Raw genomic sequence first — 13,504 nt, forward strand, 5'->3', positions numbered from 1 at the left:
CCTCCAGATAATACTTTTACTTTTTTAGTAATATCATCACCTTGGAACATAAAAGCCCCTAAGATATTTTTAATCTGCGTTCTGATGTCTCCAACAGCAATACTATCAATTGTTTCGAAAATAGTTGCATTTTCATCTAAAAGTGCCGCTTGATTTTGAGCAAAATATCCGATTTGTGCATTATGGCCAATTTCAACACTTCCTGAGTCAACACCGATTTCTTTCATAATCGCTTTAATCATAGTCGATTTTCCTTCACCATTTTTCCCAACAAAAGCCACTTTTTGCCCACGTTCGATTACGATGTTTGCATCTTTAAAAACTACATGATCTCCGTAAGCTTTAGACATTTCTTTTACAATAACAGGATATTGTCCAGAACGTGCTGCTGGCGGGAATTTCAAACGAAGTGCAGACGTATCTACTTCATCAACTTGAACAATTTCTAATTTTTCCAACATTTTCACACGAGATTGAACAGCATCCGTTTTAGAGAAAGTCCCTTTGAAACGCTCAATAAAAGCACGGTTTTCAGCAATCATTTTTTGTTGCTCATCATAAGCTTTTTGCTGGTGAATTCTACGATCTTTTCTTAATTCTAAATAATGCGTATATTTTGCTTTATAATCGTAAATTCTACCCATTGTAACTTCGATAGTACGATTTGTAATATTATCTACAAATGCTCTATCGTGAGAGATTACCACAACTGCTTTTGCCTGATTCAACAAGAAATCTTCTAACCATTGAATACTTTCGATATCCATGTGGTTGGTTGGCTCATCCAGTAAAATCAAATCTGGTTTTCTCAACAAAATCTTAGCCAATTCGATACGCATTCTCCATCCGCCAGAAAATTCAGAAGTCTGACGTGTAAAATCTTCACGTTCAAAACCTAAACCAACTAGAATCTTTTCTACCTCAGCTTCATAATTTACTTCTTCAATTGCATAAAATTTTTCGCTTAAGTCAGAAACTCTTTCGATTAATTTCATGTATTCGTCACTTTCATAATCTGTACGAACCGTCAATTGCTCATTGATTTCGTCTATTTCAGATTTCATTTTAAAAATTTCACTGAATGCTTTTGAAGCTTCTTCCATTACAGTCGCTCCATCTTCTGTAAGCAAATGCTGTGGCAAATAAGCAACAACAGCTTCTTTTGGAGCAGAAATACTTCCAGTTGAAGGTTTGTTTACACCAGCAATTATTTTTAAAAGTGTAGATTTTCCCGCACCATTTTTACCCATAAGGGCAATTTTATCATTTTCATTAATAGCAAAAGAAACATCGCTAAAAAGTGTAGTTCCACCAAACTGAACCGAAATATCGTTAACTGTAATCATTTGTTTTCTGTGAATTTGTTGAATCGGTTAATCATTTATTTGATCAGCCTTTTTTTTCGTGGTGCAAAGATAGATTAATTAGATAATTAGGCAATTTAAATAATTAGATAATCTGTCAATTTGATAATTAGATAATTATCCCTTTTCAATTTTATATTCAAAACAAAACCCGACAGATTTTAAAAACCTATCTAATTTACTACGCGAAATCTTAGCCACAGATTACAGGATTCTCAATGATTATTTTTTAAGAAAAATCCTTTTTAATCTTAAAATCTGTGGCAGAAAAAAACAAAACCCGACAGGTTTTTTAAACCTGTCGGGTTTACTATGCGAAAATATTAGCCACAGATTACGGGATTCTCACTGATTATTTTTTAAGAAAAATCCTTTTTAATCCTATAATCTGTGACGGACAAAAAATAAAACCCGACAGGTTTTTAAAACCTGTCGGGTTTACTACGTGAAAATTTTAGCCACAGGTTATAGGATTCTCACTGATTATTTTTTTAAAAGAAAAATCCTTTTTAATCTTAAAATCTGTGGCAGAAAAACAAAACCCGACAGGTTTTAAAAGCTTGTCGGGTTTACTATAATTATTTAATTTTCAAATTGACTAATTATATTTTTAGTCTTTTCTCCACTTTTTGGTTTCTTCGAAAACATGTTCTAAAATAGCCTGTTCAGTTGCATCAAAATCGATATTTCTTCTTGACAAAACCAAACGTGCTGTTTCAAAAGCTTTTTTAGTCACATAAGTTGTAAATCCAGCTGCACCTCCCCATGAAAAACTTGGCACAAAATTACGAGGAAAACCTGATCCAAAAATATTGGCACTTACACCAACAACAGTTCCGGTATTAAACATCGTATTGATTCCGCATTTACTGTGATCTCCCATCATTAAACCACAAAACTGAAGTCCAGTTTTAGCAAAACCTTCTGTTTCGTAGCTCCATAATTTCACTTCTTCGTAATTGTTTTTAAGGTTTGAATTATTTGAATCAGCCCCAATATTACACCATTCACCTAAAACAGAATCGCCTAAAAATCCTTCGTGTCCTTTATTTGAATTCGCAAAAAGAACAGAGTTTTTAACTTCTCCACCTATTCTAGATCCTGGCCCAACCGTTGTTGCACCGTAAACCTTAGCCGACATTTTTACCATTGCATTTTCACATAATGCAAAAGGTCCTCGAATTACGGTTCCTTCCATAATCTCGGCATTCTTACCTATATATATAGGCCCGTTTGAAGCATTTAAAGTTACAAACTCTAATTTTGCACCTTCTTCAATAAATATATTTTCAGGAGCAATTACGTTTACACTTTTTGGAATGGGTTGTGATTTTCGATCTTCAGTCAAGTAATTAAAATCCTGACGAATTGCAGCATCATTTTTAGAGAAAATATCCCAAGTATGCTCTATCGTTATACAGTCATCATTGTACTGAATAATTTCATAAAAATCAAAATCGACTTCCTCCTGATTTTCGCTTGCAAAAAATGCAATCACATCTTCACCTTTAAATATGGCCTGATTTTCGGATAAATTAGAAACCATCTCTGCCAGCGTATCATTTGGTAAATACGCCGCATTGATCATTACGTTTTCTTCCATTTCAACCATCGGAAATTTTTCAGACAAATATTCTTCGGTTATAGTTGTAATCGTAGATCCTAGACGTTTTTCCCATTTCTGCCGAATCGTCATAATTCCAACCAAAATATCGGCTACTGGCCTTGTAAAAGTAAAGGGTAATAAAGCATTCCGAACGGGGCCGTCGAAAAGAATGTAGTTCATAAATAATTGAGTGTTTGTTAAAATATTGATTTGGTTACCTGCCCCAAAGTTACAAATATTTTACTGGTTTCATTAAAAAGCAGTTTAACGAAAAGTAATATTTAACGCATAAAAAAAGCCTTCCAAAGATTGGAAGGCTTTTGTATAATTTAAAACAGCTATTATTTTTTAGCGTGTTTAGCGTATTTAGTTTTGAATTTATCAATACGTCCTGCAGTATCGATAAGTTTAGATTTACCAGTATAAAAAGGGTGAGATGTTCTAGAAATCTCCATTTTTACAACTGGATACTCAACTCCGTCAACTTCAATTGTTTCTTTTGTATCTGCAGTAGATTTAGTGATAAAAACGTCATCATTAGACATGTCTTTAAATGCAACTAATCTGTAATTTTCTGGGTGAACTCCTTTTTTCATCTTTTCTTTTATTTATTGTTTTAGAGTATTTTTATTTTGAAGCTTTTCCTTGATTTTGAAAAGGTGTAAACAATACTACTCTTTTTTGTTTAAAAATTTAATTATTTTTGAGTGTGCAAATTTACAATTCTTTTTTAATAAACAAATACTTAGCTCACTTTTTTTTAGTTTATTTCGAAAAGCTTTTTTTATCTCCGATTATATTGGGAATTACTATATTTGTGGATTAATTTTAAAACCTATAGAAATATGATTAATGAAGTTATAAAAAAGAATGGAATTACTTATGGAATCGCTTTAGGAGTTATTCTTTCATTGATTACAGCAACTATGTATGCTATAGATCTTAAATTATTTGTTTCAGGCTGGATTGGCGGTCTTACTTTTGTTATTTATTTAGTAATCGGAATCGTTTTACTAACCAAAACAAGAAAAGATATTAATGGCTTTTTCTCTTTCAAAGATGCCTTTACAACCTTTTTTATAACTACCATAATTGCTCTTGCAATTTCTTCACTGTTTAGCATTTTATTATTTAATGTAATTGACCCAGAAGCAAAAAACACTTTAAGTGAATTACTGGTTAAATATATGGCCGAAACATTACAAAAATTTGGAACACCGGCTTCTGCAATAAACGAAGCATTAACTAAAATGAGAGAAAACAATCCTTTTTCAACAATAGAACAAATTAAAGCTTTGGCTTTTAGTATTGTTGGTTATTCTATATTAGGATTAATTCTAGCTGCATTTTTTAAAAGCAAATCTACACAAGAATAAATATATAAATGAATTTATCTATACTTATACCGCTTCTAAACGAGGAGGAATCACTTCAAGAACTCTATACCTGGATCATTAAAGTGATGCAATCTAATAATTACTCTTATGAAATCATTTTTGTAGATGATGGTAGTACAGATAATTCCTGGCAGATTATTGAAGGTTTTTCTAATGAAAATCCGAATGTAAAAGGCATTCGTTTCATGAAAAACTTTGGAAAATCTCAGGCCTTGCATGCTGGTTTTGCAAAAGCAAAAGGCGACGTTATTATTACAATGGACGCCGATTTGCAAGACAGCCCTGATGAAATTCCAGAATTATACGAAATGATTACGGCTCAGAAATACGATTTAGTTTCGGGCTGGAAAAAGAAACGTTACGATTCTGTTGTAGCAAAAAATCTTCCTTCTAAATTATTTAACTGGGCTGCAAGAAAAACTTCTGGAGTTGAGTTAAACGATTTTAACTGCGGATTAAAAGCCTACAAAAATGTTGTGGTAAAAAACATTGAAGTTTCTGGTGAGATGCACCGTTATATTCCTGTTTTAGCTAAAAATGCTGGTTTTGGAAAAATTGGCGAAAAAGTGGTTATTCACCAAGCTAGAAAATATGGAGAGACTAAATTCGGAATGGAGCGTTTTATCAATGGATTTCTTGATTTAATTACCATCTGGTTTTTATCCCGTTTTGGAAAAAGACCTATGCACCTTTTTGGAGCAATTGGCTCAATCATGTTCATCATTGGATTTTTATCTGCAGGATACATTGGTGTTTCAAAACTATACCATATGTATAACGGAATGAAATATTCTTTGGTTACAAACAACCCTTGGTTCTACATAGCATTGACCACAATGATTTTGGGAACGCAGCTTTTCTTGGCTGGATTTTTAGGTGAAATTATTTTAAGAACCAAAAATAACGAAGAACGATACAAAGTAGCACGTGAAGTGAATTTTTGACACAAATCAGGAAAAAAAAATCTTTTTGAGTCAAGTTAAACTTTCTTGAAAAACTATCTTTATCAAAACATAAAAACAGTAAACATGAACATAGCACCTAATATTTTAAGCGCTGTAAACGAATGGCTGACACCTACTTTCGATCAGGAAACACAGGCTGCAGTTAAAGAATTAATGACCACTTCTCCAAAAGAACTTGAAGAAAGTTTTTATAAAAACCTAGAATTTGGAACCGGAGGTATGAGAGGTGTAATGGGCGTTGGAAATAACAGAATCAACAAATATACACTTGGAAAAAACACTCAGGGATTATCTGATTATTTACATGAAGTTTTCCCTAACGAAACCCTAAAAGTTGCTATTGCTTACGATTGTCGCCACAATAGTAACACATTAGCAAAAGTAGTTGCAGACGTTTTCTCTGCTAACGGAATTCAGGTTTATTTGTTTTCTGACCTAAGACCTACTCCAGAATTATCTTTTGCACTTAAATATTTAAAATGCCAATGTGGAATTGTTTTAACAGCTTCACACAATCCGCCAGAATATAACGGATACAAAGTATACTGGCAAGATGGCGGACAAATTGTTCCTCCACAAGACAAAGCAATTGTCAATGTAATTGAAAACTTAACTTATGATAAAATTAAGTTCAATGCTAACGAAAGTTTGATTCAGTATATTGATACAGAAATTGACAAAGCCTTTATAAATTCATCAATCGAAAACGCAAGTTTTAATACTCCAGCAGAAGCAAAAGACAATCTTCATATTGTTTTCACTTCATTGCATGGAACTTCTATAAAATCTATTCCAGACGTTTTAGCTCAAGCAGGTTATAAGAATGTTCATATCGTTCCTGAACAGGCAATTCCAGATGGAGATTTCCCAACAGTAAAATCTCCAAATCCAGAAGAACCTGAAGCTTTAACTATGGCTTTAGCTTTAGCTGACAAAACTAATTCTGACATTGTAGTTGGAACAGATCCTGATTGTGATCGTTTAGGTGTTGCTGTTCGCAATAACGATGGTAAAATGATTTTACTAAACGGAAACCAAACGATGGTTTTAATGACTTCTTTCTTATTGAAACAATGGAAAAAAGCTGGTAAACTTAACGGAAAACAATTCGTAGGCTCAACTATCGTTTCGACTCCAATGATGATGGAATTAGCTACTAGCTATGGCGTTGAATGTAAAGTTGGTTTAACCGGTTTCAAATGGATCGCAAAAATGATCGTAGATTTTCCTGAACTTGAATTTATCGGAGGTGGCGAAGAAAGTTTCGGTTTTATGGTTGGCGACGCTGTTAGAGACAAAGATGCTGTTGCGGCTACCTTATTAATATGTGAAGTTGCAGCTCAAGCAAAAGCAGCTGGAAGCTCAGTTTACAAAGAACTTTTACAACTTTATGTTGAAAATGGTTTCTATAAAGAATTCTTAGTTTCTTTAACTAAAAAAGGAATGGAAGGATTAGAAGAAATCAATCAGATGATGGTTAATTTACGTCAAAATCCTTTGAAAGAAATCAATGGACAAAGAGTAGTTATGGTTGAAGATTATCAATCGTCTACAGCTTTGAATTTATTGACAAATGAAGAATCGCCGATTGATATGCCAAAATCTAATGTATTAATTTATTACACAGAAGACGGTTCGAAAATCTGTGCGAGACCAAGTGGAACAGAACCTAAAATTAAATTCTATATCAGCGTAAATGCTGAAATCGAATCAGTTTTAGATTTTGATGACGCAGAAAAATTCTTAGATCAAAAAATAGAAAATATTATTGCAGACATGCAATTGAAATAGATTTTCAATACATTTTCAATTGCACAAATACTGTGTAACAATTGAAAAAATCAATTATAACAAACTCTGATTTACATTCTTGAAATGCAAGTCAGAGTTTTTTTTATAAAAAAAACTAAAAAGGAATTGAAAACACCTTAATTGGATTAATTTTGTGCAGTAAAAATTGCGTGCTCAAAATGATTCAATACCAAGAAGAGCTATCACATCAAAAGAAAACAATATCAAAAAATAAATGAGTAATTTCAAAAAAATAGTTCCTTTTATATACCCTTATAAAAAATACGCATTTCTAAACATCTTTTTCAATGTTTTGTATGCACTTTTCAGCACACTTTCGTTTGTTGCTTTAATTCCAATGCTCCAGGTTTTATTTGACAAAGCAAAAACAGTGACAACCAAACCAGTTTACACAGGCATTTTCGAAATTAAGCAATATGGGGAAAATTATTTAAGCTACTACATTACTACGTCAAAACAAACACATGAACCTGGTTTTGTTTTAGGTGTTATGGTTACCATAATAATTTCGATTTTCTTACTAAAAAACTTAGCTGATTATCTCGCTATGTTTTTCATCAACTTTTTACGAAACGGAGTTTTAAAAGACATGCGTAATGCATTATACAAAAAGACATTGGAACTTCCTTTGGCATTTTATTCTGAAAAAAGAAAAGGAGACGTAATTTCAAGAATTTCCGCAGACGTAAACGAGGTTCAGACTTCATTTTTAGCTATTCTTGAACTTATTGTAAAAGAACCTTTAACTATTATTTTTACGATAAGCACAATGTTGATCATTAGCGCTAAACTAACTTTATTTGTTTTCATTTTTATTCCGGTTTCAGGATATATCATTTCATTGATTGGAAAACAACTTAAAAAACAATCTACTAAAGCTCAGGAAGAACAAGGAAAATTTCTTTCTACAATTGAAGAAACAATCGGAGGATTGAAAGTAGTAAAAGGTTATAATTCTGAAAATTATTTCAATACTGTTTTTCAAAATTCTACAGAACGATTTTTCAGTTTATCCAACAGCATTGGAAATCGTCAAAACTTAGCTTCTCCTGCCAGCGAATTTATGGGAATTACCGTAATCGCTATTTTGTTATGGTACGGAGGTCAAATGGTTTTAATTGACAAAACTCTAGAAGGCGCTGCTTTTATTGCTTATATGGGATTAGCATACAACATTTTGACTCCTGCAAAAGCTATTTCTAAAGCTTCTTACGGAGTAAAAAGAGGAAATGCAGCAGCAGAACGTGTTCTTGAAATTTTAGAACAGGAAAATCCCATTGTATCAAAAGAAAATGCAGTTGACAAAACAACTTTTGATGACAACATCAATGTTCAAAATGTAAACTTTAAGTACGAAGAAGAAACTGTTTTAAAAGACTTTTCTCTTCGAATTAAAAAAGGACAAACTGTCGCTCTTGTTGGACAATCTGGAAGTGGAAAAAGTACGATTGCCAATTTATTAACTCGTTTTTACGATGTGAATGACGGATCGATTTCTATTGATGGAACCAACATTAAAGATATGAATCTACAATCTCTTCGTAGCTTGATGGGATTGGTTACACAGGACAGTATTTTATTCAATGACACCATAAAAGCGAATATTGCATTAGGAAAACTGGATGCTACAGACGACGAAATTATCGAAGCTTTGAAAATCGCTAATGCTTACGAGTTTGTAAAAGATCTACCTTCTGGAATTTACACCAATATTGGAGACAGCGGAAACAAACTTTCTGGCGGACAAAAACAACGTTTATCTATCGCCCGTGCTGTATTGAAAAATCCGCCGATTATGATTCTGGATGAAGCAACTTCAGCATTAGACACAGAAAGTGAAAAATTTGTTCAGCTTGCTTTAGAAAATATGATGCAAAACAGAACTTCCATCGTAATTGCTCACCGTCTTTCTACTATCCAAAAAGCAGATGTGATTGTGGTAATGCAAAAAGGAAAAATCGTTGAACAAGGGACGCACGAAGAGTTAATTGCTCTGAACGGAACTTATAACAAATTGGTAACGATGCAGTCTTTCGAATCGTAAACACATCCAAACCCAAATAATTGGCACAGATTAAGGAAATATTAAAACTGAGTTTAATTTCTTTAATCTGTGTTTATTTTTATAACTTTAGGTTGGTTAAAGAATAAATCATTTAATCTCACGAAAATGTATCTTAACAACCCCAACATTACACTCCCTGAAAATCCTGACACTGTTGTTTGGAAATACTTAGACTTATCTAAATTTCTTGATTTATTGCTTTCCAAGAAATTATTCATGTCACGCTCTGACAAGTTTGAAGATCAATACGAAGGCACTTTCAGCGAACCAACTTACGAAGAGATAAAAAAGCTGGCAATTGACAATCCTGACTTTTTGAAATACTACAAAACGCAACGGGAACAAGTTGCCATAAGCAGCTGGCATATCAACGAATATGAATCTTTTGCGATGTGGCAGATTTTCACACAAAACAGTGAAGGATTAGCCATTCAATCCACAATTGGAAGATTGCAGAAAGCATTAAAACCCGAAAACAACTTTGATCAATACATTGGCGAAGTGAATTACATCGATTACAAAAAAGAATATATTCCGTTTGATGATTTGTTTTTCCCCTTTTTATTTAAACGAAAAAGTTTCCAATACGAACGTGAAGTCCGCATTATTACAGACACTTCTAAAAGCGACATCAAATTAAATGACGGCTTAAAAATCAATGTAGATATTAATCAACTAATTGAAAAGATTTACATTCATCCTAAATCAGAAAACTGGTATAAAAAACTAGTAATCGAATTGGTTGAACGCCTAGATTTTGGTTTTGAAATCGAAAAATCTGATTTGGAAAGCGATATTTTGATTTAAGATACTAAGGCACTAAGAGACTAAGGTTCTGAGGTTTTTTTGCCACAGATTTAAGGATTAAAAAGATTATCTAAATTGAGATAAAAAAAACGAAAAAGCGTTTAGATTTTTTTAATTTCTAAACGCTTTTTTTTTATAAAAGTTTTTTTTTCAATCCTTTAAATCTGTAGCAAAACCTTAGAAGCTTAGCTCCTCAGCACCTTAGCAACTTTAAATAGGTTTATAAGCTTTAACCTCCCACTTTTTGGCGGTCAGATCTATATAATTATAATGCAAAACATCGTTTTTATCAAACTGACCGTTTTGGTTGGTATCTTCAATGGTTCTAAAATACAAACGGTTTTTAGATTCAATTAAACTCCAATCTACCAATTCTTCTAAGTCAGCAGAAACTTTGGTAAAATTTTCTCCACTGATATCGCTTAAGTACAAAGTTTTAATATCGCTGGTATCGATTTTTCCGTCTTTATTAGTATCAGAATCTGTAAGGGTGTAAACCATAACATTGTTATGCGTTTTGTCTGCTACCGTTTTTAAATAAGTTGCCGTTAAAATCAAAATTGGTTTATCCGACAAAGGACGAATAGAGTCTGAATCTATTTTTTGAAATTTCAAATTCTGTAAATAACCTGTAATTTCATATTCACCTAAATTAGAAATCGTAAAACTCACATCATTTACACTAGACGATCCATAACGAGCTTTAGAACCTCTTTCAAAAACCCTTAAATCTCCAACAGGATGAATTAGATAGTTAGTCCCTTCCATCTGGATCGGAAGATCAGCGATTTCGATTTGAGTTGTATCAGTTTTGGCTATACTTACTTTATTTGAAGCTGCGTAACTTACTTTTGGTTTTTGAACTTCTTCGCGACAGCTTATTGCAGTCCCGATGATTATTAAGGCGATATATTTAAAATACTTTTTCATCTACAAGATTATATACGATTATCAAATATACTATTTTTGATTGTAATATTTGTTTTTATTGAATTTTACTAAACTATTGAAAAGGTTTTATAACCTCGCATTAATCTTAACGTTAAAAACCCTCGAAGTCATATAATTTGGAATCGCATATTGATTTTTAGAATATACATCACGAACCCAAGTATTTGTAATAGCGTTTTGATTATTGAAAAGATTGAAGATTTCTAAGCCTACAGCCAATTCTTTAAAGTTTTTCAACCAGCCTTTTTTGGTGTTTTGCGTACTGCTATCAACAAAAACTTTTGCAAAACCAATATCCGCTCTTCTATAATCATTCAATCTATTTTGATACAAATACGGATCTGAATATGCTGGCGCACCTCCTGGCAATCCTGTGTTATATACCAAATTTAAATACACTTTTACACTTGGAATATTTGGCATATAATCTTGAAACAACATCGCAAATTTCAATCGCTGATCTGTCGGACGGGCGATATAACCTTTGTTTTCGTAGTTTTCTTCTGTTTTCATATATCCAAAACTCACCCAAGATTCTGTTCCTGGCACAAATTCTCCGTTTAATCTAAAATCTAAACCTTGAGCATACGCTTTTGCATTATTATTAGCAACGTAACGAATGCGGACATTATCTATAGAATAGACATTTACATCTGAAAGGGATTTATAATAAAGCTCTGTTACCCATTTAAATGGACGATTCCACATTTTAAAATTGTAATCGTTACTCAAAACGACATGGACTGCTTCCTGAGCTTTTACATTCGGATTTACAACTCCGTCCAAATCACGAAGCTCTCTGTAAAATGGCGGCTGATGATACAATCCTCCGGAAATCCTGAATACCATATCGGTATCCCAATCTGGTTTTATAGCAAACTGCGCTCTTGGACTTACCACAAATTGATTTTTCCCTTCTTCTGAAGCACCTGAAACATTCCAGCTCTGAAAACGAGCTCCTAAATGGTACCAAATTCTACTGGAACCAATATCAGATTGTTTGTTCCATTGTGCATAACCCGAAAATCTATTTATAGTATTAAAATTCGTGGCACGAATATCCTGATAAGGCAAAAGTGGTCCAGTATAAGGCGAATAAGGCTGATTGTTTTTGGGAAGCGTAATGATTGGAGGATTTATTGAAAACCCTGCAGAATCAATCATCTCCCATTCTACCAGTCTGTCACGAATAGATTCTCTAGTATATTTTAAACCAAATTCCAACTGACTTTCTTTCCAGTCTTTAGTTCCTTTCAATTCAATATTCGCAATTAAAGCATCTAAATCATTTCTAGCGTGATTTAATTGAGAACCTATTCCACGTGTAAAATCAATTGTAGAGGGATCTGTTGGATTTTCAGGATCAACATTTCCTAATCGATATTGGGCTAAAATATCAAAATGTTCTTTTTCTGTTGTGTGAAATAAAGATCCGATTAATTTTAAAGTCAAAGAAGGAGAAGCTTTATAAGTAGTTTTTAAAGCTCCAAAATACGTATCGTATTGATCTTTTTCCTGACCTTGATAATAAACTGCCAAAGCCATTGGCTGATCAATTGTTCCAAATTTAGTTTCGCGCGTTAAAGGCTGATACAAATATTTGTTCTGAGAAATATTTCCTAAAAAACTCATTTGCCATTTTTCAGAAATATCATAATTAATATTAGTCTGAACATCGGCAAAAGTTGGTGTATAATTAGTTTGCGTATCCTGACTATTGACCAGCAAACTATTGTTTCTATAACGAACTCCTGTTACGGCTGACCATTTTTTATTTTTAGAAACCAAATCTACAGAAGCGCTTCCTCCCAAAAAACTCGCTTCAAAAGAAGCACCAAATTGAGTTGGTTTTCTATACGTAATATCTAAAACAGAAGACAATTTATCTCCAAATTTGGCTTGAAATCCTCCTGCCGAAAATTCAACATTCTGCACCAAATCGGTATTCGTAAAACTCAAACCTTCCTGCTGCCCAGAACGAATTAGAAACGGACGATATACCTCAACCTCATTTACATAAACCAGATTTTCGTCATAATTACCGCCTCGAACCATGTACTGCGAACTTAGTTCGTTATTTGAATTTACTCCGGGAAGTGTTTTTAGAACATTTTCAATTCCTGCATTAGCGCCCGGAATCTTTTTTATAGTAGCAGCATCAATTGTCGCAATTCCTTGAACTCGCTTTCGATTTCCAGAAGAAACAAAAACCTCTCCCATCTGTTCTTCCGAATTATTCATAATCGGATTAAAAACAAAAACTTCATTTGTCTTTAAACTAACCGTTAAACTGACCATTTTTAAAGACACATGGGTAAATACCAAAGAAATCTTTTTATTTGATGGAACAGTAATTTCAAAAAAACCTTTAGCATCCGATTGCACCAAAGTTCCCTGCGAAGAAATATTCACATTCGGTACGGGATGCTTATCTGTATCTAAAATTACTCCTTTAATACGGGCAGTCTGAGCTAATGAAATACAGCTAAAGAATAGAAAAAGAAAAGCGAATATAAACCTGTTATTATTCAAAAGTT

10 protein-coding genes are annotated in these 13,504 nt (G+C 33.0%); 5 read left to right on the plus strand and 5 right to left on the minus strand.

The window, feature by feature from the left end:
* The 3 genes from VGE71_RS12605 to VGE71_RS12615 form a co-directional block, all read right to left on the minus strand.
* Positions 1–1,346 (minus strand): ABC-F family ATP-binding cassette domain-containing protein (locus VGE71_RS12605; protein WP_331138649.1); only part of this gene is annotated, 1,346 nt, incomplete at its 3' end.
* Between the two features lie 628 nt (positions 1,347–1,974).
* The gene (locus VGE71_RS12610) at positions 1,975–3,150 is read right to left on the minus strand and encodes a GlmU family protein (protein WP_331138650.1); all 1,176 of its coding nucleotides are present in this window, start codon (positions 3,148–3,150) and stop codon (positions 1,975–1,977) included.
* Positions 3,151–3,311: 161 nt separating this feature from the next.
* Entirely contained in the window at positions 3,312–3,566 is a 255-nt protein-coding gene (locus VGE71_RS12615) for a type B 50S ribosomal protein L31 (RefSeq protein WP_007804523.1), read from the minus strand.
* A 249-nt stretch (positions 3,567–3,815) separates the two neighbouring features.
* Between VGE71_RS12615 and VGE71_RS12620 the strand changes: the two genes are divergently transcribed.
* The 5 genes from VGE71_RS12620 (at position 3,816) to VGE71_RS12640 (ending at position 10,016) form a co-directional block, all read left to right on the plus strand.
* Positions 3,816–4,346, plus strand: coding sequence for a DUF4199 domain-containing protein (locus VGE71_RS12620; protein WP_331138651.1), 531 nt, complete (start codon positions 3,816–3,818; stop codon positions 4,344–4,346).
* Between the two features lie 8 nt (positions 4,347–4,354).
* Positions 4,355–5,311 carry a glycosyltransferase family 2 protein gene (locus VGE71_RS12625; RefSeq protein ID WP_331138652.1) on the plus strand — a complete coding sequence of 319 codons (957 nt, stop codon included), beginning with the start codon at positions 4,355–4,357 and terminating at the stop codon, positions 5,309–5,311.
* A gap of 84 nt (positions 5,312–5,395) precedes the next feature.
* Entirely contained in the window at positions 5,396–7,123 is a 1,728-nt protein-coding gene (locus VGE71_RS12630) for a phospho-sugar mutase (protein WP_331138653.1), read from the plus strand.
* Positions 7,124–7,358: 235 nt separating this feature from the next.
* The gene (locus VGE71_RS12635; protein WP_331138654.1) at positions 7,359–9,188 is read left to right on the plus strand and encodes an ABC transporter ATP-binding protein; all 1,830 of its coding nucleotides are present in this window, start codon (positions 7,359–7,361) and stop codon (positions 9,186–9,188) included.
* Positions 9,189–9,314: 126 nt separating this feature from the next.
* On the plus strand, positions 9,315–10,016 hold the full coding sequence (locus VGE71_RS12640) for a DUF2971 domain-containing protein (RefSeq protein WP_331138655.1): 702 nt from the start codon (positions 9,315–9,317) through the stop codon (positions 10,014–10,016).
* A 210-nt stretch (positions 10,017–10,226) separates the two neighbouring features.
* On the opposite strand, the gene VGE71_RS12645 is transcribed toward VGE71_RS12640, so the two are convergent.
* Entirely contained in the window at positions 10,227–10,946 is a 720-nt protein-coding gene (locus VGE71_RS12645) for a hypothetical protein (protein ID WP_331138656.1), read from the minus strand.
* Positions 10,947–11,033: 87 nt separating this feature from the next.
* Positions 11,034–13,499, minus strand: a complete 2,466-nt coding sequence (locus tag VGE71_RS12650) for a TonB-dependent receptor (protein WP_331138657.1) — start codon at positions 13,497–13,499, stop codon at positions 11,034–11,036.
* Positions 13,500–13,504 lie beyond the last annotated feature (5 nt).

The organism is Flavobacterium sp. (assembly GCF_036405015.1).
Classification (GTDB): Bacteria; Bacteroidota; Bacteroidia; order Flavobacteriales; family Flavobacteriaceae; genus Flavobacterium.